Consider the following 21,648-nt stretch of genomic DNA (forward strand, 5'->3'; position numbering starts at 1 on the left):
GGGGGCGGAGCACCACTAGGGTGCCCGCCCCCGCTGCGTACGTACCGGGAACACCCGGGCGTTAAAAACGATTATCACAATCGCATTCCGAATCATTTGTTCACACACCCGAGCTGATCACGCACTCCCCGAAACTGGCTACAGTTGGTTACTGACAGCGTTCGTTCGGTATCGACGCCCTGCCGGAACATGTCCCGGTAACGCCCTCGCCCGGCATCGGGAACGGGCATCCGATGATCCACGCACCGGCAGGTCCGACCATCCGAGGATGACTGTCCCCAGAGCGCCATTTCGTCAGACCCGTCGGGGGAGCTATGCGTCACGACGCCCAGGGAACACGGTCGGATCACAACGGAGCGGGAGACCGCGCCCTGCCGCGCCTCCGCTCGCACCCGTTACTCGGCAACCTGGCCGGTGACGCCGCGGCCTCCCTGGTGGTCTTCCTCGTGGCGGTCCCGCTTTCCATGGGCATCGCCGTGGCCTCGGGTGCCCCGCTCGTCGCGGGAATCATCGCCGCCATCGCCGGCGGGATCGTCGTCGCGTCCTTCGGCGGTTCGGCCGTCCAGGTGAGCGGGCCGGCCGCCGGCCTGACCATCATCGTCGCCGACCTGGTGCACACCTACGGGTGGGGGGTCACCTGCCTGATCACGGTGCTCGCCGGGTGCGTCCAGGTCGCGCTGGGCACGTTCCGCATCGCGCGGGCGGCGCTGGCGATCTCGCCCGCGGTCATCCACGGGATGCTCGCCGGCGTCGGGGCCACCATCGCCATCGCCCAGGCCCACGTGGTCCTCGGGGGATCACCGCACAGCAGCACGTTGGCCAACCTCATCGGGATTCCCGGGCAGCTCGCGGACAGCCACACGGCCGCTGTCGCCGTCGGCGCGGTCACGATCGGCATCATGCTCCTGTGGCCGCGGCTGCCCGACCTCGGCGTACTCAGACTGAACCGGGTGCCGGCGGCACTGGTGGCGGTCACCGCCGCCACGGCCATCGCGGCCGCCGGCCAGTGGCAGGTCGAGCGGGTGTCGCTACCCGACTCGCTCGCCCAGGCGTGGAGCGGACCGGCGCTGCCGAGCGCCGACCAGGTCCACGGGGTCGCCATCGGCGTCGCCGCGGTGGCCATGGTCGCGAGCGTGGAGTCGCTGCTGTGCGCGATCGCGATGGACCGGCTGCACGACGGGCGGCGCGTACGCCTCGACCGCGAGCTGGCCGGACAGGGCGCCGGGAACATTGTCAGCGGGGCATTCGGCGGCCTTCCCGTGGCCGGCGTGGTCGTGCGGGGCACCGCCAACGTTCGGGCCGGCGCGCGCACACCGCTCGCGTGCGTCCTGCACGGCGTGTGGATCCTGGTGTTCGTGGCGCTGTTCGCTCCCTTTGTCGAGCTGATCCCCATGGCGGCCCTCGCCGGGCTCCTCGTGTTCATCGGGCTGAAGATGGTCAACCTGTCCCACGTGGACAACCTGCGCCGGCACCACGAGGCCAGCGTCTACCTGACCACCCTCGGCGGCGTCGTTGTTCTGGGCCTGCTGGAGGGCGTGCTGGTCGGCTTCGGGCTCGCGCTCCTGGTCTCCCTGCGCCGCCTCACCCGGCTCACGGTGCTGACGGAGGCGGCCAACGGTCGCTGGCACGTCGTCGTCCAGGGCTCGCTCACCTTCCTCGGGGTGCCTCGCGTGACCCAGGCGCTGCGCACCGTCCCCGTAGGCGCGCACGTCGACCTTGACCTGAACGTCGATTTCATGGACCACGCCGCGTTCGAGTCGATTCACGCCTGGCGGGTGGACCACGAGCGCACCGGCGGGCAGGTGGACATCGACGAGGTACACGAGAACTGGTATGAGCGCAGTTCGGCACAGGCCGCCCCGAACGCGAAGACGCCGCCGCGCAGCCCCGCGCGGTGGTGGGCACCGTGGGGTATGCGCCCCAGCTACGACCGGGAGGCCCCGGCCTCCGGGCTGCTCCTGGCCGGCGCCAACGAGTACCACGCGAGCACCGCGCGCCGCATGCGCTCGCTGCTTACCCGTCTCGCGCACCGGCAGAACCCCAAGGCGCTGTTCATCACCTGCGCCGACTCGCGGGTGGTCCCCAACGTCATCACCGCCAGCGGCCCCGGGGATCTCTTCACGCTGCGCAACATCGGCAACCTGGTGCCCCGCAGGGACCAGGAAGGCACCGACGACTCCGTTGGGGCCGCCATCGAGTACGCGGTCGACGTTCTGGAGGTACCGTCCATCGTCGTCTGCGGGCACTCACACTGCGGCGCCATGAAGGCCCTGCTGGACGGCGCCCACCAGGCCCCCGACGACGAGCACCTCCGGCAACTGCGGTCCTGGCTGCGGCACGGCCGAGCAAGCCTGGCCCGGACCGGGGGCGCGGCGCCGGACGAGTCCGCCGGCCCCGACACGATGCGGACGCTGGCGCAGTACAACGTGGTGCGGCAACTGGAGAACCTGCTGACCTACCCCGCTGTGCGGCACCGGTACGACGCGGGCTCACTGGAGCTGACGGGGATGTACTTCGACCTGGAGACGGCGCGGATGAGCGTCCTGGACGAGGCACGGGGCGAGTTCGTCGCGGTCGCGGCGGAGCCGGTTCCCGGCCAGCGCGCGGCCGGTGACCCCGAACAGCGCCACCGTTCGCCTACCTGACGGCCGGACGGGCCGGACGCCGGTTAACCGGCGTCCGGCTTGTCGTCCCTACCGTCCTCCTCGACCTCGGACGCGTGGTACCGGGCAAAGCCGATAATCGTGACGATCGCGAGGATTGGCAGGCCGAACAGCACCGTCCACATCATGGTGGAGTCCATCTTCACCGACCCTCGTCCGTTTTCCGCACCGACGCCACACCCTACGTGCATCCCCGCGCACAGGGAACGCCCCAAATCTAGCGCAGCTCCACAGGGAATTTGCGGTGGCGACAGGCCGGGCGGGCGTGTTCGGCGGCTCCGTACCGGGTGGGAGTGTGCCGGCCCGGCGACCATGACCCACGAACCGGTGGCGCTCGGATCGCGCTGAACGGGCGGGAACCCAACCTCGGGGGCACCCGACTTGTGGGGTGCGAACGCTGCCGACACGGCCGGGGGTGCGCACCGCGTTCGCACGGGCGACGCGTGCCGCCGGACGCCCCTTTCGGACCGGGCGTCCGGGCCCCGGCAGCATCGGCGCGTTTCGCCGCGCCGCAGGCGCACTCCACGAGAAAGGAAAGTTGTTGATGAGGTCAATTCGAGGTGCCGCCCGCTCGCTGCCCGTCGTCGCGGGAATCGCGCTGATCGCGGCGAGCGGCTGCTCCGACGCCCCCGCAGCCGATGACCAGCAACGTGAGCAGGGCGACCAGCAGGAGGAACTCTCCTCTGGGGAGGTGCTGTCGCAGACCGCCCCGGACGGCCACAACCTGCGCGAGGTACCCGAGGACGAGGCTCCGTCCGTCGAGCTTGAGGCGGAACCCGATGCCCACAATGGCTGGAATGTCCACCTCATCACCGACGGGTTCGAGTTCACGCCGCAGAAGAGCGGGGACGAGGCACGCGGTGGTCAGGGACATGCCCACCTCTACGTGGATGGCGAGAAGTACGGCCGGATGTACGGCCCGTGGTTCCACCTGCCCGCGGAGGCGGTCGCTGACGGGGAGCACACATTGCGGGTGACGCTGAACGCCGACGACCACACCACCTGGGCGGTCGATGGTGAACCCGTGCAGGCCGAACAGGACGTCGACGGCGCCGAGGCACCCGAGCCCCACGACCATGACGACGGTGGCGCTGATGCCGGGTAGGGCGGCGACCGCTCGCACGTAGTGCGGAACCAGGGGTGGCGCGGATGGTCCGCGCCACCCCGTTTCGCTCAGCGGGGTGGGTGAGCTCTCGGTATCAGGTGGGCCGGTTCGCGCGTGCCGCCGTCGGGCGGCTCCGGAAACCGCAACGCGTGGACGAGGTCCCGGCGGGCGCGGGCGACACGCGAGCGCACCGTTCCCACCGGGCAGTCGGTCAGCACCGCCGTCTCCTTGTAGGAGAGACCCGCCACCTGGGTGAGGAAGAACGCCGAACGGCGCTCGCTGGTCAGTGAGTCCAACAGCTCGATGAGTGCGAGCTCCTCGTCGAACCGCGCGGTCTCCTGCCAGGTGCTCTGGTCCAGGGCACGCTGCCAGTTGGCGGTGGCCACCGTGGGACGTGCGGCCCGTTTCCGGTAGTGGTCCGCCACGACCCGCCGGGCGATGGCCAGCAACCAGACCCGTGCCTGCGAGCGCCCGGCGAACCGCGCGAGGCCCCGCAGGGCACGGACGTAGGTCTCCTGGGTCAGATCGTCGGCGGAGTCGGCATCGGTCAGGAAGGACACGAAACGCCACACGTCGCCGCGGGTGGCGCGTACGAACGCCTCCACCGCGTTGGCCTCACCGCGGCGAGCCGCGAACGCCAGCGCGGTGGTCTCCCGGTCATCGACGGTGCCGGGCGTGGCCCGGACGTTTCGCGGTGCTGCCGCCCGACCGTCGGGTACCGGCCCTGACGGGAACGGGCGCGCTGGTCGTGCTCTGGTACCGGGGTCACCGCCGGTAGGGAAACGGGTACGCATACGTAGTCACCTCTTCGCACGGGAACGGAGTCCGCCGCGGAGTCGCCGCCGGGCCGGGGCGTGGTGCGGTGTCACACACAGGCGCCCGGGACAGGCGGATGGGCCGCCGGGCGGCGCCACGGCGGTAGGGGAATGCGGGGTTAGCGGATTCGCGTCCGAAGCGGTGGCCCGCGAAGCGGGCGGATGTGCGGCAGCACGGTTCCGTACAGCGCCGGGGAGTCGGGCCTCGCCGCCGGCACGGCCGACAGGGGCAGGACGCACCTCGCGGTCCCCGCCCGTACAAGCAGTTCGGGCAACAACGACGTGCGAAGTGCTCGGGCCAGCGCAAAAGCGGCCGCCTCGCCCCGGCGCAACCACCACGCGCCGACCAGCGCTGCCACGAGATGCGCGAGCAGCATCGAGAACGACTCGTCACCACTGCCGGCTCCAGCCGCGGGCGGATGACCAGCGAGATGGCCGGTCCCCGCGGCGCTGGGCGCGCCCGAAAGCCGCGCCTGGGTCTGGTGGAAGATGAGGTGCAGGGCGAGCTGGGCCCACAGCAGCCACGCCAGGATGGCCCCGTAACCGCGCTCCCGGGAGGCGGCGACCCAGCCCACTCCCAGAACGAGGAGGAAGCCGGCGACCGCGCCGGGGACCGGGACCGGGGAGTTCGACGCGGCGGCGTGCCCGCCCAGTGACACGCTCACACATACGGCGGCGAACACGCTCGCTCGCGGTAGTCGGAACAGCGTGCGTGCTGACATGGCACCCCTATCATCACACCGCGTCCCCCGCCTGCCGGTGTGGGGCCGCCAATCGCGGAAATACCCGGGTCATCGGCGAATCCCGGGGAACCGGGCGAGTCAGTGCTCCCGCGACGGACCAGCGCACCGCCTCGATGCGCGACGGGAGCTCGCGGCTCAGCCGCCCGGGCGCCGGCCCACCGCGGTAGAGGGGCCGGCCGCCGTGGATCGGCACCAAAACGACTGGAATCCTGGTGGCGGGTGGCGGGTGGCGACGATAGGGTCGGCCGCCGGAGGACGAGGGCGCGGGGAGCGCTGCCCACGCCGAGAAATACCCGCCGGAGCCGCTCCGGTTCGTGCTAGCGAAGGGAACGTCCAATGGCCGGCTTCTGTGCCGAGGTGTGGGAGGCGACCGCGGAGACGCGCGACGCGATCGACGCGCTGCCGTTCGTCCAGGGGCTCGGCGACGGCAGCCTGGACCGCGACCGGTTCGCCTACTACATGACCCAGGACGCCCTCTACCTGCGCGGGTTCGCGCGCGCCCTGGCAGCGGCGGCCACCAAGGCCGACACCGGTGACGAGATCGCGTTCTTCGCCAAGGCCGCGCACGACGCGATCGTGGTCGAGAGCTCGCTGCACAGGAGCAACGTGGGTGAGGTCGGGGAAGCGGCCCAGCCCTCACCGACCTGCAACGCCTACACCTCCTACGTGCTCTCCCTCGCGCACACGCAGGGCTATCCCGAGCTGGTGGCCGGAGTGCTGCCGTGCTTCTGGGTCTACGCCGATGTCGGCGAGCGGCTCATGGCCAGGGCCGGCGACCTGTCCGAGCACCCCTACGGCGACTGGATCAGCACCTACGCCGACGAAGAGTTCGCCAAGGCCACCGAGCAGGCCAGGGGGATCGCCGACCGGCTCGCCGCGCGTGCGGACACGGCGACAGTACAGCGGATGCGCGAGGCGTTCATCAGGGCCACCACCTACGAGTGGATGTTCTGGGACGCGGCCTGGCGCCAGGAGACCTGGCCGCACTGATCCGCGGTACCGGCGCCCCGCAGCGGCGGCACCGCCGAAGACGCGGCCGCGGCCGCTCCCGCATGTGCGTCTCAACGGTTTGCGCGTTCGCCGACCAGTACGAACGCCCGCACCGCGGCACCCGGCGCACACGCACCGGTAACGGCTCTTCCCGGCACGGACCGCGGTAGCGGCCCGGGGGAACCACACGCGCCCAGGCACAGAGGACACTTCTGTCCGGCCCGCTCCGCGCTGCGCACGTGTGGTGCACGCGAGCACCACCCCGCTCCCACTTGCCTGCTCTCGACGAACAACCGGCGCGCCCGGACAGCCCATGGGAGACCAGAACATGGCAAGCTGCGACACCGAGCCCAGTCCTGCGGGCACCAAAGGCGGCGGAATCCGGCTCCTCCGGGGGAACAGGCCATTCCTGGCACTGTTCTCCTCGCGGACCGTGTCGTTCACGGGCGAGTCGGTCAGCCTCGTCACGCTGATGCTGTTCGTCGCCGACTCCACTGGTCAGGCGATCGCCGTATCGGTCCTGTTGCTGGTCGGGGACTTCGTCCCCGCCCTGCTGGGGCCGGTCACCGGGGCGGTCAGCGACCGGTTCGACCTCAGAAGGGTGATGGTCGGCTGTGAGCTGGTCCAGGGCGCGGCACTGCTGGCCATCGCGCTCGTCCTGCCCCCGCTCTGGCTGCTCCTGCTCCTGGTGGCGCTGCGCGCCACGGCCGGGCAGGTGTTCCTGCCCGCCTCGCGGGCCGCGGTGCCTGCTCTGGTGGCGGACCGCGACCTGGAGTCGGCCAACTCCACTGTCGGCTTCGGCACCAACGGCGCCGAGGCGCTCGGCCCTCTGCTCGCCGCGGCACTGTTCCCGTTCCTGGGCATTCAGGGGGTGCTGATGGGCGCGGCCGCCTCCTACCTGTTCTCCGCGCTCGTCCTGCTCGCCATGCCTTCCCTGCCCTCGGCGCGGGACGCCCAGGTGCGGACCTCCCTGCTGGCCGAGGCCCGCGAGGGACTGGGCTACATCTGGCGCACCAAGCCGGTCCGGGTGATCGCGGCGGGGTTCTGCGCCGTGGTCGCGTTCAACGGAGTCGACGACGTGGCGCTCGTGCTGCTGGCCACCGAGACCCTGGACGCCGGCGAGTCAGCGGTCGGTCTGCTGCTGGCCGGGGTCGGGATCGGTCTGGTGGCGGCCTACGCGCTGCTCGCCCGGTTCGGAACGCGCAACTCGATGGTGGTCCTGTTGGTGGCCGGGTTCGCGGTCAGCAGCCTCGGAAACCTGCTCACCGGCCTGGCCTGGGCGGTGGCCGCCGCGTTCACCCTGCAGTTGGTGCGCGGCCTGGGGATCGCGGCGATGGACGTGGCCACCAACACCCTGCTGCAGCGGATCGTTCCAGCGGGCATGGTCGGGCGGGTGTTCGGCAACCTCTACGGCGCCGTCGGCGTGGCCGCGGGCCTGTCCTATCTGGCGGGCGGGCTGCTCCTCGACGCCACCGACGCCCGAACGACCTTCATCGCCGCCGGAACAGGCGGCCTGGTCACCACACTGCTCGTAGCGCTGACGCTGCCCCGCGCCTGGCGCCGCCGCGACCGCACCGCCCCCGGCAGCAGCGACCCGGACCACGACAACCAGGAGCCCTGAGGCGGCACCCGCACCCGATGGCCGAGCCGGTCGGCTGGTCAGACTGCGGTACTGCGCGCCCCCGTCCCCGCGGTCACGTCGTGGAGGCAGGCGCGGTGAGCGGGTCGGGGTCGCGACGCGTCCGGCCGGCGTCGGTGGCGACGGCGAGGCCCCCGCGTACCCACCGCGGCGTCGTCGACGCGACTCCTGAAGTCATCGAAGCCCACCACGTGACCGGTGAGGACGCACTCGGCCCGAGGCGTCCCTGGGCCTCGGGCCCGCTGTTCAATGGTTGTGCGGTGGTTCGAACCGAGGGGCCGTTCGCGGTCCCCGTTTTTGGTCGTCGAACGCTGGCGTTTCTGTAGCGCCTCGGGCCGTGCCCTGGGAGGAAGTGCCGCCGCCCGGTTCCGGATGGCGCATCGCGTCCAGGGTTCCGGCGTCCGAGGGCACCGGCGTGGCGGCGCCTTCGGGCGGGAGCCTGGTGGAGCGGCGGTCGCGGTAGGCCCGCCACAGCTTTCGGAGCCCTTGCGAAACGCGGCTCCCAACGATTTGGGCGAGCTTCCACGCCACTTGGGTGAGCTTCCATGCCACCGCGAACTGCGCGAGCATCATCAGGGCAAAGGACTGCTCGATTCTCCGGGGATTTGACGGCACCAGGGGTCCTTTCCGCGGAGGGCCCGGCCGGCGGGGGCGGGAACCGGCCGTGACCAGTCACTTGAACTCGGGGGGTGATGGCGGGTGTCTTCTCCTCGGGGAAGACTCCGGGAGCTTTCCCGAACATTGGGGTCGGCACGGTGAGCTCATCCGCCGGGAAACAGCGAATACCGGTTACCCGATCACCGGCCCCCGCAAGATCTGCCCTACTACGGGCGTGACGAGGGCGCGGGGGCCGTGCGGCGGAGCTGGAGGCGGGTGAGCTTGTCGTGGGCGAGGGTGCCCGGCTCCGCGCTGAGCATGACCACGCGCAGGTCGGAGCCCGGCACGGCGAGGGTCTGGCTGTCGAGGTCGAGCACACCGAGTTCGCCGCGGTCGACGCGTTTGCGCAATGTCGCGCGCGGCCGGACGTCGTTCCGCCGCCACTCCGCCGCGAACCCGGGTACCCGCTCGGCGAACTCGCCGACCAGCCGCCGGAGCGCGGAGTCGTGCGGGCGGCGGGTCAACGCCTCGCGTGACTGCGCCGCCGCCTGCGCCTCGAACCCGCCCGCCGCCTCCGGTGGCGCCGAGCACACCGTTGGGCCCAGGCGCATGGCCAGCCGCAGCACGTTGCGCTCGGCCGGAGGAAGCGCGCCGAAGTCCGTGACCAGCGCTGCCGCCAGGTCGTTCCAGGCCAGCATGTCGTGGCGGGCGTCACAGACGTAGGCGGCGACCGGGCCGATCCGGTCCAGCAGCGCGAGCACCCCCGGTGGGACCTTTTCCGGCTCGCCGGACCGTACGGGCGGCGCGTGCCCGGCGAGGCGGGACAGGTGCGCCCGTTCCGCCTCCGACAGCTTCAGGGCCCGCCCGATCGCATCGATCACCTGCGGCGACGGGCGCGGCGCCCGCGCCTGCTCCAACCGCTCGTAGTAGTTCGCCGAAACCCCGGCGAGGTCGCAGACCTCCTCGCGCCGCAGCCCCGGCGTGCGCCGCGCGCGCCCGCCCGCGAGCTCGGGAAGGCCGACGTCGGCCGGGCGCAGGGCCTCGCGGCGGGCGCGCAGGAACCCGCCGAGCTCTCGCTTGTCCACGCCCTCAGCCTGCCACGCCCGCGGGCGGCGAGCCACGGACCGCTGGTCCGGGGACAACGCGGCCGTTCCCCCGCGTGCCGCACCCCGCCAATGTGGCGGGTGACGGACCGAACAACGGAGGTGGACATGGACCGATCACCCGAAGGGGTGCTCCGGCGGCTGCAGGAGCTGCTGGCGGCCAAGGACATGGACGGCATCGCCGGGCTGTGGGCTCCGGACGGGACGGCCGAGTTCCCGTTCGCCGAGGCCGGGGCGCCCACGCGGCTGAGCGGGCGGGAGGCGGTCCGCGACTACCTGGCCGGATATCCCGATGTGTACGACGTCACCGGTGTCCCGGCGATACGAGTGCACCGCACCGGGGACCCGGAGACCATCGTCGCCGAGTTCAGCGCCGAGGGCCGGACGGTGCGCACGGGCGCGCCCTACCGGATGGACTACATCGCCGTGATCACGGTGCGGGACGGGTGGATCACCGAGTACCGCGACTACTGGAGTCCCGTGCAGGCCGCGCGCGCCAGCGGCGACCTGGAAACGCTACGGAAAGAGCTGGAGACATGACGATCCTGGTCACCGGCGGCACCGGAAACACCGGCCGCCCTCTCACGGAGACGCTGCGGGCCCGCGGCGCGGACGTGCGCGTGGCCAGCCGCAGGCCGGGCCCGGACGGCGTGCCCTTCGACTGGGAGGACCCCGGAGCGTATGCCCGGGTACTCGCCGGGGCGGAGGCCGTGTACCTGGTGCCGCCGCCGCTGACCCCGGACCCCATGCCGATGGCCGGGCCGTTCCTGGAGGCCGCGCGGGCCGCCGGGGTGCGGCGCGTGGTGCTGCTCGGCTCGCTGATGGTACCGCGCGGCGCTCAGGGTGCCGCGGAGCTGGAAGGAGCCGTGCGGTCGTTCCCGGAGTGGGCGGTGCTGCGGCCATCGGGGTTCATGCAGAACTTCACCGGGGCGCACCCGGTGGCCGTAGGTATCCGCGAGCGCGGCGAGATCCGTTCGGCGACCGGCGAGGGACGGCTCGGCTGGATCGACGCCGCCGACATCGCGGCCGCCGCGGCGGAGGTGCTACTGGCGCCGGGGCCGGTGGCCGGTGATCAGGTGCTCACCGGGCCGGAGTCGCTCGGGTACGCGGAGGCGGCGGCGATCATCGCCGAGGTCACCGGGCGACCGGTGCGCCACACGCCGGCGCCGGTGGCCGATCTGGTCCGGCGCAACCTGGACGCGGGCATGCCGGAGCCCTTCGCCGCGGCGCTGGCCGGGGTGGACGCCGACATCGCCAAGGGCAGCGTGGACCGCGTCACGGATACGGTCCACCGCCTGACCGGCCGCGTGCCCCGCTCCTTCGCCGACTTCGCCCGTGCCCGCCGGGAGGAGTGGTCCACGACGTGAGAGATCCGGGGTCCCGGGACGGGCCCCGGCGGTAGGCCCGCCCCTCCCCGTCCCGACCCCGGCCCGGGCCCGCCTTCGGCGGTGGCCCGGGCCGCCCCACCAGGTGAACGCGGTCCCTACAGACACGCCTGCTTTGCCGCTACAGTCGCGGCTATGACGACGATCCGCGTGCCCTACCACCTCGACGAGCCGCTGCCCGAGGCGACGCTGCCGGACCTTCCCGGCGCCTCCACAGTGTCCCCCGACCTGCCTGACGGCGACCTGTGGGCGCGCATGGCGCACCTGCACGAGGAGGTGGCCGTACGGGTCGCCGAGAGCGTGCGGGCCGCGGAGGCACCCGCGGTGCTGTCCGGAGACTGCATGGTCGCCCTGGGAACGATCGCCGGTGTGCAGCGCGCCGGGGTGGACGCCTCGGTCGTGTGGTTCGACGCCCACGGCGACCTCCAGACCCTGGAGACCTCCGCCTCCGGCTACATGGGAGGCATCCCGCTGCGGATCCTGGTGGGCTACCGGCCCGAACTCAGCGCGGAGCGCCTCGGGCTGCGCGCCGTCGCCGAAGAGCGGGTGCTGCTGGTGGACGGCCGCGACCTCGACCCCCCGGAGGCGGAGTTCCTCGCGGCCTCGCCGCTGCGCCGATACGGAGTCGAGGAGGTCGCGGCCGAGATACTGCCACCCGGCCCGATCGTGCTGCACGTGGACCTTGATGTCGTGGATCCCGGCGAGTTCGAGGGGCTGCTGTTCCCCACGCCGGGAGGGCCCGGCGTCTCGGCCGTGCTGGACGCGGCACGCCGAGTGCTGCACACCGGCCGGGTGGCGGCGCTGAGCATCGGCTGCACCTGGGACCCCGACCGAAGCGACCCCGCCGCGCGGTCAGGGCTCGTCGCCGACCTGGTCTCGCACCGGGCGAGCACCGGGTAGCGGGAGCGGATCGCTGGAGCGCCGCGCTACTCGGTCGCCCGATGCGGAACCGTTCCGGGAGGAACCCGGAACACAGCCCTGAACGGGCGCGATTGCGCAGTTCAGGGGGAAGAGTCGGCCGGTAAGCCGGATTCTGTGCGGTCCGGTGGACCACGGCGGCCATCCATCTGGGACTGCCGTTTCCGGCAGCCTCGGTGCGGTCTACCCGCGGACCTCGGGCGGGCCGCCCTCGAACGTCCGCGTGGGGGACCGGGGTCCCCCTTCTTGACCTTGCTCCGGGTGGGGTTTGCCAAGCCGGCCGGATCGCTCCGACCGCTGGTGGGCTCTTACCCCACCGTTTCACCCTTACCACCGCAAGCGGTGGCGGTCTGTTTTCTGTGGCACTTTCCCGCGGGTCGCCCCGGGTCGGCGTTACCGACCACCCTGCCCTGCGGAGTCCGGACTTTCCTCGACACCGAACCGGTGCCGCGACCGCCTGGCCGACTCTTCCCTACTGTCATTCTACGATCCCGCGGCGCCCCGAATTCCCGCGCAGCGGCGGGACACTCGGGGCGGGGCGGCTATGCGAGGTGGGCGGTGTCGTTCATCGAGCGCACCACCATCGGCCCGTCGCTGAAACAGTCGATCTCCGACAGGCAGCCGACATCAAGGTGCATCCGGTACAACGCTTGCGGGGGCGCGAGCATCGCCGTCTGGAGCAGCGTCTTGATCGGCGTCACGTGGCTGACGATGAGGACCGTCTCGGCCCGGTGCCGCGCGAGGAGCTTGTCCCGGGCTTCGCCCACTCGCCGCATGGCCGAGGCGAAGCTCTCGCCCCCCGGCGGGGCGACATCGGGATCGGCGAGCCACCGCTCCAGGTCAGCGGGGTTCTCCCGGCGCACCTCGGCGAAGGTCTTGCCCTCCCACTCGCCGAAGTCGACCTCGCGGAACCCGTCGTCGACCCGCACGGTCAGGGACAGCTCCCGCGCCACGTGCGCGGCGGTGTCGCGGGCGCGCCGCAACGGGGAGGACACGATGGTGTCGATACCGCGCCCGGCGAGCCGGCGCGCGGCCGCGCGGGCCTGCGCGTGCCCGAGCTCGGTCAGCGCGATGTCGCCGGCGCCGGCGAACCGCTTCTCGGCCGAGAGCGGTGTCTCACCGTGCCGCAGCAGAAGCAGCTTGGTCGGTGTGGTGTCGGGCGCGAGCCAGCCCGTCGAGGACGGGGCCGCACCGGCGTCGCCGGCCGGAGGCGCGCTACCGGCCGGGCCCGTGTCCCCGCTGTCCGGGGTGGCCGGTGCGACCGGACCCGGCTCCTCTGCGCCGGGCCCGGTTTCGTCCGGCGGTGCCAACCGCACCGGCCGCCCTTCGGCGGCGGCGTCCATGGCCTCGTTGGCGAGCCGGTCGGCGTGCTCGTTCTTGGCCCGCGGCACCCAGGTGTACCGAACGGAGGCGAACGTCGCCGCGATGTCGCGTGCGCGCTGCGCCAGCGGCCGCATCCCGGGGTGCTTGATCTTCCATCGGCCCGACATCTGCTCGACGACGAGCTTGGAGTCGAGACGGGCCTCGACCTCCGCGTCCGGGTCGAGCTCCGCCGCCTTGGCCAAGCCGGCGATCAGGCCCTGGTATTCGGCGACATTGTTCGTCGCCGTCTCGATACTCTCGGCGGCCTCGGCAAGCACCCGCCCGCTCAGAGCGTCGCGGACGACCGCTCCGTACCCCGCCGGGCCCGGGTTGCCGCGCGACCCCCCGTCGGCCTCCACCAGAAGCCGGCTCATCGGCGTTCCCCTCCCGCGTCGCGCACGCCGCTCACAGGCCCGACTCGGAGGTGCGGACGAGGATGCGCCGGCACTCCTCGCAGCGCAGCAGCTCGTCGGGGGCGGCGGTACGCATCTGGCCGAGTTCAGCGGTGCTCAGGGCGAGCTTGCAGCCCTGGCAGCGGCCGTACTGCAACGCCGCCACGCCCACACCGTCGTACTGGTCGCGCAGTTTGGTGTAGAGCGCCAGCAGGTCGTCGGGAACCTCCGCGGCGATCCGCTCCCGACGCTCCTTGTATGACGCCTCTTCGTCCTTGATCTCCAGGGCCGCGCTCGATCGGCGCTCCTCGGCGGCCTCGCGGGCGGCCTCGCTGTCCGCCAGTTCCTTGCGCAGCTCGGCCAGCCGTTCGGCGGCGGTCTCGCGCCGCTCCATGACCTCCAGGACGATGTCCTCCAGCTCGGACTGGCGGCTCCGCAGCGACGCGATCTCCGACTGCAACCGCTCCAGCTCCTTCGGGGAGGACACCTGACCGGCGTCCAGCCGCTTGGAGTCGCGGTCGGATCGGCTACGTACCTGCTCGACGTCGGACTCGGCCTTCCGCTGCTCCCGGTCCAGGTCCGACAGCTCGGTCTCGGTGGCGGCGACCTTGCCGCGCAGCTCCTCGATGCCGGTGTCGAGCCGCTGGAGCTCAGCGATCTCCGGCAGAGTACGGGCGCGGTACGCCAACTGGGCCAGCTTGCTGTCGATCTCCTGGAGGTCCAGCAGGCGTATCTGGTCAGCGGGTTCGGCTTTCACTGGTCCTCTTGGCTCCTTCGTAGCGATACGCGCGAACGGCTGGGGCTCGGCGCCGGCGTGGCAAGCGGGACACTGCTGGCCGCGCCCGGCAGCGGTCGAGCCGTCAGAACACCTGCGACCAGGCGTCTGTGACGATGGTTGATACGCGGGTCTCCACGTTAGCGCCTTCACCGCCCAACGCGTCGGCGAGCCGGGTGGCGGCTTCCGGCAGCCACGGCCATTCGCTGGCGAAGTGCGCGGTGTCGATGAGCGCGGTGCCGCCGTGCTCGACGAACTCCGAGGACGGGTGGTGGCGCAGGTCCGAGGTGACATAGGCGTCGACCCGCGCGGCGCGCGCCGCGTCCAGCAGCGAGTCTCCGGCGCCACCGGAGACTGCCACGGTGCGCACGGTGCGCTCCAAATCCCCGGCCACCCGGACGCCTCCCGCGGTCGCGGGTAGGCCGTTGGACACCTGCCGGGCGAAGGCGCGCAGGGGCAGCGGCTCGGGCAGGGCGCCGATGCGTCCGATACCCCGCTGCCCGTCCGGGTCGGTGGTGTCGGGCGAGAGCGGCCGCAGCGGCCCCTCGACCCCGACGGCCGAGGCCAGCGCGTCGGAGACACCCGGGCAGGCGGAGTCGGCGTTGGTGTGCGCGGTGTACAGGGCCGTGCCCGCGGAGATGAGGCGGTGCACGAGACGCCCTTTGGGGGTGGTGGCGGCAACGCTGGTCACCCCGCGCAGCAGCAGGGGATGGTGCGTGATGATGAGGTCGGCCCGCCACTGCGCGGCCTCGTCGACCACCTCGGCGACCGGGTCGACCGCGAACAGGACCCGCTCGACCTGTTGCGCGGGGTCCCCGCACACCAGGCCCACGGCATCCCACGGCGCGGCCCACTCGGGATCGTAGATCCCCTCGAAGGCCGCGATCACGTCGTGCAGAGTCAGGGGTGCGCGCGCGGTAGTCACGGTGGCCCAGGCTAACGCTTCCCGGGGATTCGCGTGTGGCCGTCAGCCGGCCCGGTGGCGGCCACCGCGGCGCCGACGGGTCGCGGGCGCTCCGGTGCGGACGGCGCGCGCCGTCCGCACGGGCCCTATCGTTGGATTGACCATGACTGAACTGCCTGTTTCACCGATCGGGGCGCACGTCCCCGTCTCCGGCGGGCTCGCCAAGCGCGGCCTGGCCTACGCCGCGGAGATCGACGCCGAGACCATCCAGGTGTTCGTCGGCAACCCGCGCGGCTGGGCCACGTCCCCCGGCGACCCCGACGAGGACGCCAAGATGCGCGAACGCGACGACCTGCCCGTCTTCATCCACACCCCGTACCTGATCAACCTGGGCACACCGGACGACGACGCCGCTGAGCGGTCTCTCGGGTCGCTGCGGCACTCGCTGGAACGCGGCACCGAGATCGGGGCGCGCGGCGTCGTGGTGCACACCGGCTCTGCGGTGCGCGGCGGGCGCGGCCAGGGCCTCGACCGGATGCGCGCGCGGCTGCACCCGCTGCTCCAGGAGCTCGGCAACGACGCTCCGCTGGTGCTGCTGGAGCCGATGGCGGGCAAGGGGCAGACGCTCTGCGCGACCGTGGACGACCTCGGCGACTATCTCGACGCGCTCGACTGGCACGGCAAAGCGGGCGTCTGCCTCGACACCGCGCACGCCTTCGCCGCCGGGCACGACATCTCCACCCGGCAGGGAATGCGGGACATGCTCGACCGCTTCGACACGGTCGTCGGCGCGGCGCTGCTTGCGCTGGTACACGCCAACGACTCCAAGGCGTCGTGCGGGAGCAACCAGGACCTGCACCAGAACATCGGCGACGGGGAGATCGGCGCCGAGCCGTTCGGGGAGCTGTTCCGGCACCCGGTAAGCGCCGGGGTTCCCATCACCTGCGAAACCCCCGGCCCCAAGAAGCCGCACGCCAAGGACGTCCGCACGCTGAAAGGGCTGCGCGACGGGGAGTGAGTGAGCCGCGGCCCGGCGAGCGCGGATCCGGCTAGCGTACCCGCACCGAAGACATGTTGCCCTGATGTAAGCGAGTCCGGAACCGGACGGAAATCGTGCAGGGGATTCTCGGCACCCGCGGGTCCTCCGCCTGGTTATTGGGCGACAATGGAACACACAGGTGTTGGAGGGTGGTGCGCATCGTGGAACCAGTGAGCATGGTGTTCGGGGCCATCATCGCGCTCAGCGGGGTCCTGGTAGGCCGGACCATGACGAAGCGGCAGCAGACGCAGAGTCAGCACGCAGCACAACAGGCGGTCACGGCCGGAAACCGCAACCCGCAGCCCATCTGCGGATGCGGACACCACCTCGTCTTCCACGACCAGGAATCCAAGAGGTGCCAGGCCCAGGTCGTGATCCCGGGCCGGTGGACCGGCCAGCACTCAAGCACGTACCGCACATGCATGTGCCAGGGCTACCGCGGCCCGATGCCGGTCGACGAGTACTACGCTCCCGACCTCCTCAACGGCGACTCCTGAGCACCGCCCCTGCAGCGACCGGGTGCCGCTGCCCCCATCGCGCGCCTGGTCCCCGGCACGGGATGAGCAGGGCCGCAGTGGGTAGGCGGGGAGTATGGGCTTCGGGTTCGGATACCTCGTGCTGACCGGGATCCTGGTCATCGGGATCCTGGCGATCTTCATGACTGTCGTCGTGCTGATGAGGCGCAACACGCGGCGCTGAGCATCCGCGCACGTCCACGCCGCGCGCGGCGCCTGTAGCATGTCTGTTCCGGAGCGCCGTGCCCGCGTTCCGGCCGTCCGGCACCGCGGCGGCCCGCCCCCACCCCCGCGCTCCCCGGTCGGCGCACCGCCGTAGCCGGGACCGCGCCGAGATGACAATTGGGGCGGCGACCAGGACAATGCAGCCCGGACCGGACAGAGAAGGTGGACCAGCAACCGTGACGACGCCAATCGCCCAGCGGATCGCCGAGGAGCTCGGAGTAACCGAGCGGCAGGTGAGCGCCACCGTCGGGCTGCTCGACGACGGGGCTACCGTCCCGTTCGTCGCCCGCTACCGCAAGGAGGCCACCGGCGCCCTCGACGACGCGCAACTGCGCACGCTTGAGGAGCGCCTGCGCTACCTGCGGGAGCTCGCGGAGCGGCGGGCCGTCATCCTGGAGTCGATCCGCAGCCAGGGCAAGCTCGATGACGCCCTTGAGGCGCGGATCAACGAGGCCGACTCCAAGGCGCGGCTGGAGGACATCTACCTCCCCTACAAGCCGAAACGGCGCACGAAGGCCCAGATCGCGCGCGAGGCGGGGCTGGAGCCGCTGGCCGACAGCCTCTTCGCCGACCCGGGGCTGGACCCGCACACCACGGCGGCCGGGTACGTCGACGCGGAGCAGGGCGTCGCCGACGCCGCCGCGGCGCTTGAGGGAGCGCGGTCCATCCTGGTCGAGCGGATCACCGAGGACGCCGACCTGATCGGGACGCTGCGCGAGCGCATGTGGACCCGCGGCCGCCTGGTTTCCCAGGTCCGCGAGGGCAAGGAGGAGTCCGGCGCCAAGTTCGCCGACTACTTCGACTACGTCCAACCGTTCACCGACCTGCCCTCGCACCGGGTCCTCGCCATGTTCCGCGGCGAGAAGGAGGAGGTTCTCGCGCTCACCCTGGAACCCGAGGAGCCGCCCGCCACCGAGACCGCACCGGACGCGCTGAACGGTTTCGAACACGCCATCGCCGCGCACTTCGGGATCGCCGACCGGGGGCGCCCCGCTGACTCGTGGCTGCGCGACACCGTGCGCTGGGCCTGGCGCACCCGCGTCTCCGTCCGGCTCGACATCGACCTGCGCATGCGGTTGTGGCAGGCCGCCGAGGACGATGGCGTCCGGGTTTTCGCCGGCAACCTGCGCGACCTCCTGCTCGCCGCCCCGGCCGGGAGCCGGCCCACGATCGGTCTGGACCCCGGCCTGCGCACCGGCGTCAAGGTCGCCGTTCTCGACGCCACCGGCAAGGTGGTGGCCACCAAGACCATCTATCCGCACGCGCCGCAGCGCCGGTGGGAGGAGGCGATCGCCACGCTCGAACGGCTCGCCCGCGAACACGCGGCGGAGCTGATCGCGATCGGCAACGGCACCGCCTCCCGCGAGACCGACCGGCTCGCTGCGGACCTGGTCAAACGGTTCCCAGAGCGCAAACTCAGCAAGGTGATGGTCAGCGAGGCGGGTGCTTCGGTCTACTCCGCCTCGGCCTACGCCTCCCAGGAACTGCCCGATCTGGATGTCTCGCTGCGCGGGGCGGTGTCCATCGCCCGCCGGCTGCAGGATCCCCTGGCCGAACTCGTCAAGATCGACCCGAAGTCCATCGGGGTGGGCCAGTACCAGCACGACCTCTCCGAGACCAAGCTGTCCCGCTCGCTCGACAGCGTCGTGGAGGACTGCGTGAACGCCGTGGGCGTCGACGTCAACACGGCCTCCGCCCCGCTGCTGACCCGGGTCTCCGGGGTCAGCTCCGGGCTGGCGCAGAACATCGTCGAGCACCGCGACACCCACGGGCAGTTCCGCTCGCGCAGCGGGTTGCGGGACGTGCCGCGCCTGGGCCCGAAGGCGTTCGAGCAGTGCGCCGGCTTCCTGCGGGTCCGCGGCGGCGACAACCCCCTGGACACCTCCAGCGTGCACCCCGAGTCCTACCCCGTGGTGCGCCGCATCCTCGAAGCCGCCGACTGCGACGTCAGCACGCTGATCGGCAACGGCGCCATGCTGCGGACCCTCAAACCCGCGGACTTCGCCGACGACACGTTCGGGCTGCCCACCGTCACCGACATCCTCAAGGAGCTGGAGAAGCCCGGCCGGGACCCGCGCCCGGAGTTCAGCACCGCGTCGTTCCGGGAGGGTGTGGAGACGCTCGCCGACCTGGAACGCGGCATGATCCTCGAAGGGGTCATCAGCAACGTCGCGGCGTTCGGCGCCTTTGTCGACGTCGGAGTGCACCAGGACGGACTGGTGCACGTGTCGGCCATGTCGAGGCGGTTCGTCAACGACCCGCGCGACGTTGTGAAGCCCGGCGAGATCGTGCGCGTGAAGGTCCTCGACGTCGACACCGCGCGCAAGCGCATCTCGCTCACCATGCGGCTGGACGACGAGGTCGAGGCGGACGGCTCCGGCAAGGACGACAAGGACGGCAAGGGTGACGGTGCCCAGCGCCGCGAGCAGCGCGGTTCCGGCAAGGAGCGTGGTGGCAAGGGCCGGCGCGGGGGTGGAGCGGGTTCCAGGGGCCAGGAGGGTGGCGCCATGGCCGAGGCGCTGCGCCGCGCCGGCCTGGACAAGGACGCGTAGGGGCTGCTACGGAGACTCGCCCGGGAGGGGGCGGCCGGACGTGCCGTCCCGTGCCCGGTGGGCCCGCGACCGTTGCCGCCGCTCCTCCTTGACCTCCTGGGCGTAGCGGTCCACGTACTCCTGCCCGGACATCTGCATCAGGGTGTACATGATCTCGTCGGTGACCGCGCGCAGCACCAGCGGGTCGTGCTCCATCCCGTAGTACCGGGAGAAGTCCAGTGGAGCGCCGAACCGCACCCCCGGCCGGGTACCGAGCCGGGGGACCACTCTGCGCGCGGACATGATCCGGTCGACGTTGGTCATCGCCATGGGGATCACCGGCGCGCGGGAACGCAGCACGAGCCGCGCGACCCCGGTCTTGCCGCGGTACAGCCTGCCGTCGGGCGAACGGGTGCCCTCGGGGTAGATTCCCAGGAGCCGGCCGTGGCCAAGCGCTCGGAGCCCGGCGTGCAGCGCGTCCTCGCCCGCCGTTCCGCCGGACCGGTCGATCGGCACTGTCCCGACTCCCCGGAAGAACCAGCGCTGTACCCGGCCGAACGCCCCGGTCCCGGTGAAGTACTCCTGTTTGGCGAGGAAAGTGATCTTGCGCCGCAGCGGAAGAGCACCGAAGAAGTGGTCGAAGGCGGAGAGGTGGTTACTGGCCATGATCGCGGGACCGCTCCGCGGCACATGGTGCACCCCCTCGGCGCGGGGCTGCCACAGCACGGCGAGAATCGGTCCGACGACGGCTTTCAGTACCCAGTAGAGCACCGCTGGTCACCTCGGGGCTCGTATACCCGATTCGCGGCCGTCATCACGCATCGCGCCCGATGTCCCGATCCGTATGGCGGCGCGCCGTCACCCGTCGGGTTGGCGTGCCTGGTGCATCCGGATGCCGGCCCAGCTCGCCCCCAGCAGCACCGCGCCCGCGATCAGCAGCACCGCCGCGGCTCCGACCTCACCGTCGGTGAGGTCCCAGACCATCTCGGGGACGGCGATCGTGATCGCGAGGATCCCGAAGACCAGCAGGACGCCCGCGCGTTCCCACTGGTAGTACACCAGCAGCAGTGCGGCCACGAGCAGGGTCAGCACGTACGCGAAGACCGTTTCGCCGAACCCCACCAGTTGGTGCTGGACGCCGGCGAGCGCGATCCCCGCCCCCAGCCCGAGGCCGAGCCGGCGGTGGTCGAGCGCGCCGAGCCCGGCCAGAGCGCCCCACAGCACGCCAAGCGCCAGGAACGCCAGCGCCCCGGCGAGCGCTTGGTCATAGGCGTCGCCCCGCAGCACATCGACGACCGAGCCGACCAGCAACACGCTCATCGCCCAACAGGCGACGACGCCCACCGCGGACGGCAACACCACGTACCCGGCAACCGCGACCACCAGTCCGGCCGCGCCGCCCGCCAGCATCGTGTCCTCTTCGGTGAGCACGTTGATGCCGAGCGCGCTGGTCGCGGCCGCCAGAGCCAGCAGCGCACCGGTGATCCGGCGGCGCACCGTTGGCACCCGGTGGCTCCGCCCGCCCAGGGCCCGCGGGCCGCCGGCCACGCCGACCCCACCGGCGAGGAGTGCGGCGGTGACGACAGCGAGCACCGCGACCTGCCACGCCCGGCTCAGGTCATCCCAGGTCGCCGTGGCGAGCACGAAGGCCCCGACGAGCACGAGTCCTGCCCCGACGTAGCCGGTGATCTCGGCCCAACGTAGCCCGGTACGGCCGGGCTCGGCCTCCGCCAGGGCGTTGTGCACCGCCGCCGCCTGCTCGGTCGTGAGCACACCCTGGTCGACGAGCCCGCGCAGGGCCCGATCGCGAGCGCTGCCGCCGAGCCCGTCCGGCGCGTGGGACTCCCCCAAAGTTCCTCCTTCAACCTGGTGCCAGTGAGGGTATTAGGGCGCGCACCCCGGGAGTAGCACTTCCCGGTATCCACCGGCTCGCGCGAGGCCGGCCGC

Annotated in this window: 20 protein-coding genes and 1 other RNA gene; 10 read left to right on the plus strand and 11 right to left on the minus strand. The window is 72.0% G+C overall.

Annotated elements, in window-relative coordinates; translation table 11 throughout:
• Positions 1-314: 314 nt before the first annotated feature.
• Complete coding sequence (locus F4561_RS14795; RefSeq protein WP_184579512.1) at positions 315-2,645, plus strand: SulP family inorganic anion transporter; 2,331 nt, start codon at positions 315-317, stop codon at positions 2,643-2,645.
• A 23-nt stretch (positions 2,646-2,668) separates the two neighbouring features.
• Here F4561_RS14795 and F4561_RS14800 read toward each other — a convergent pair whose 3' ends face one another.
• The gene (locus F4561_RS14800) at positions 2,669-2,809 is read right to left on the minus strand and encodes a hypothetical protein (protein WP_184584255.1); all 141 of its coding nucleotides are present in this window, start codon (positions 2,807-2,809) and stop codon (positions 2,669-2,671) included.
• Between the two features lie 398 nt (positions 2,810-3,207).
• Here F4561_RS14800 and F4561_RS14805 point away from each other — a divergent pair, with 398 nt between their 5' ends.
• The gene (locus tag F4561_RS14805; protein ID WP_184579514.1) at positions 3,208-3,768 is read left to right on the plus strand and encodes a hypothetical protein; all 561 of its coding nucleotides are present in this window, start codon (positions 3,208-3,210) and stop codon (positions 3,766-3,768) included.
• Between the two features lie 68 nt (positions 3,769-3,836).
• On the opposite strand, the gene F4561_RS14810 is transcribed toward F4561_RS14805, so the two are convergent.
• Together F4561_RS14810 and F4561_RS14815 are read right to left on the minus strand one after the other, a co-directional pair.
• Entirely contained in the window at positions 3,837-4,562 is a 726-nt protein-coding gene (locus F4561_RS14810) for a sigma-70 family RNA polymerase sigma factor (RefSeq protein ID WP_184579516.1), read from the minus strand.
• A gap of 140 nt (positions 4,563-4,702) precedes the next feature.
• Entirely contained in the window at positions 4,703-5,305 is a 603-nt protein-coding gene (locus F4561_RS14815; RefSeq protein WP_184579517.1) for a hypothetical protein, read from the minus strand.
• 357 nt (positions 5,306-5,662) lie between these two features.
• On the opposite strand from F4561_RS14815, the gene tenA reads away from it, so the two are divergent.
• Positions 5,663-6,316, plus strand: coding sequence for a thiaminase II (gene tenA / locus F4561_RS14820; RefSeq protein ID WP_221445492.1), 654 nt, complete (start codon positions 5,663-5,665; stop codon positions 6,314-6,316).
• Positions 6,317-6,629: 313 nt separating this feature from the next.
• Positions 6,630-7,937: an MFS transporter gene (locus tag F4561_RS14825; RefSeq protein ID WP_221445493.1), complete on the plus strand. Its 1,308-nt coding sequence runs from the start codon at positions 6,630-6,632 to the stop codon at positions 7,935-7,937.
• 73 nt (positions 7,938-8,010) lie between these two features.
• On the opposite strand, the gene F4561_RS33325 is transcribed toward F4561_RS14825, so the two are convergent.
• Together F4561_RS33325 and F4561_RS14835 are read right to left on the minus strand one after the other, a co-directional pair.
• Positions 8,011-8,133 (minus strand): hypothetical protein, encoded by a 123-nt coding sequence (locus F4561_RS33325; protein WP_281384095.1) that lies wholly within the window; start codon positions 8,131-8,133, stop codon positions 8,011-8,013.
• A gap of 646 nt (positions 8,134-8,779) precedes the next feature.
• A complete protein-coding gene (locus F4561_RS14835) occupies positions 8,780-9,637 on the minus strand; it encodes a helix-turn-helix transcriptional regulator (RefSeq protein WP_184579519.1) in 858 nt (285 codons plus the stop codon).
• A gap of 126 nt (positions 9,638-9,763) precedes the next feature.
• Between F4561_RS14835 and F4561_RS14840 the strand changes: the two genes are divergently transcribed.
• The 3 genes from F4561_RS14840 (at position 9,764) to F4561_RS14850 (ending at position 11,940) form a co-directional block, all read left to right on the plus strand.
• Positions 9,764-10,195: a nuclear transport factor 2 family protein gene (locus tag F4561_RS14840; protein WP_184579521.1), complete on the plus strand. Its 432-nt coding sequence runs from the start codon at positions 9,764-9,766 to the stop codon at positions 10,193-10,195.
• Entirely contained in the window at positions 10,192-11,022 is an 831-nt protein-coding gene (locus tag F4561_RS14845; protein WP_184579523.1) for an NmrA family NAD(P)-binding protein, read from the plus strand. Before F4561_RS14840 ends, F4561_RS14845 begins: the two co-directional genes overlap by 4 nt.
• A gap of 153 nt (positions 11,023-11,175) precedes the next feature.
• Complete coding sequence (locus F4561_RS14850; RefSeq protein WP_184579525.1) at positions 11,176-11,940, plus strand: arginase family protein; 765 nt, start codon at positions 11,176-11,178, stop codon at positions 11,938-11,940.
• A gap of 106 nt (positions 11,941-12,046) precedes the next feature.
• Here F4561_RS14850 and rnpB read toward each other — a convergent pair.
• From rnpB to F4561_RS14870, 4 genes are all read right to left on the minus strand, one after another.
• Positions 12,047-12,427: RNase P RNA component class A (gene rnpB / locus F4561_RS14855), an RNA gene on the minus strand.
• A gap of 73 nt (positions 12,428-12,500) precedes the next feature.
• The gene (locus F4561_RS14860) at positions 12,501-13,694 is read right to left on the minus strand and encodes a bifunctional RNase H/acid phosphatase (protein WP_184579528.1); all 1,194 of its coding nucleotides are present in this window, start codon (positions 13,692-13,694) and stop codon (positions 12,501-12,503) included.
• A gap of 31 nt (positions 13,695-13,725) precedes the next feature.
• Positions 13,726-14,469 (minus strand): zinc ribbon domain-containing protein, encoded by a 744-nt coding sequence (locus tag F4561_RS14865; protein WP_184579531.1) that lies wholly within the window; start codon positions 14,467-14,469, stop codon positions 13,726-13,728.
• Positions 14,470-14,572: 103 nt separating this feature from the next.
• Positions 14,573-15,412 (minus strand): Nif3-like dinuclear metal center hexameric protein, encoded by an 840-nt coding sequence (locus F4561_RS14870; protein ID WP_312885276.1) that lies wholly within the window; start codon positions 15,410-15,412, stop codon positions 14,573-14,575.
• Between the two features lie 142 nt (positions 15,413-15,554).
• Here F4561_RS14870 and F4561_RS14875 point away from each other — a divergent pair, with 142 nt between their 5' ends.
• The 3 genes from F4561_RS14875 to F4561_RS14885 all read left to right on the plus strand — a co-directional run bounded on the left by F4561_RS14875 (position 15,555) and on the right by F4561_RS14885 (position 19,722).
• Positions 15,555-16,409 carry a deoxyribonuclease IV gene (locus F4561_RS14875; protein WP_184579533.1) on the plus strand — a complete coding sequence of 285 codons (855 nt, stop codon included), beginning with the start codon at positions 15,555-15,557 and terminating at the stop codon, positions 16,407-16,409.
• 182 nt (positions 16,410-16,591) lie between these two features.
• Positions 16,592-16,927, plus strand: coding sequence for a hypothetical protein (locus F4561_RS14880; protein ID WP_184579535.1), 336 nt, complete (start codon positions 16,592-16,594; stop codon positions 16,925-16,927).
• Positions 16,928-17,346: 419 nt separating this feature from the next.
• Positions 17,347-19,722, plus strand: a complete 2,376-nt coding sequence (locus tag F4561_RS14885) for a Tex family protein (RefSeq protein WP_184579537.1) — start codon at positions 17,347-17,349, stop codon at positions 19,720-19,722.
• Between the two features lie 6 nt (positions 19,723-19,728).
• Here the strand turns inward: F4561_RS14885 and F4561_RS14890 are convergent, their stop codons facing one another.
• Together F4561_RS14890 and F4561_RS14895 are read right to left on the minus strand one after the other, a co-directional pair.
• Positions 19,729-20,472 carry a lysophospholipid acyltransferase family protein gene (locus tag F4561_RS14890; RefSeq protein ID WP_184579539.1) on the minus strand — a complete coding sequence of 248 codons (744 nt, stop codon included), beginning with the start codon at positions 20,470-20,472 and terminating at the stop codon, positions 19,729-19,731.
• An 87-nt stretch (positions 20,473-20,559) separates the two neighbouring features.
• A complete protein-coding gene (locus F4561_RS14895; RefSeq protein ID WP_184579542.1) occupies positions 20,560-21,552 on the minus strand; it encodes a DUF2157 domain-containing protein in 993 nt (330 codons plus the stop codon).
• Positions 21,553-21,648: the final 96 nt, after the last annotated feature.

Origin of the sequence: Lipingzhangella halophila, from assembly GCF_014203805.1 — a bacterium.
GTDB classification, from domain to species: domain Bacteria; phylum Actinomycetota; class Actinomycetes; order Streptosporangiales; family Streptosporangiaceae; genus Lipingzhangella; species Lipingzhangella halophila.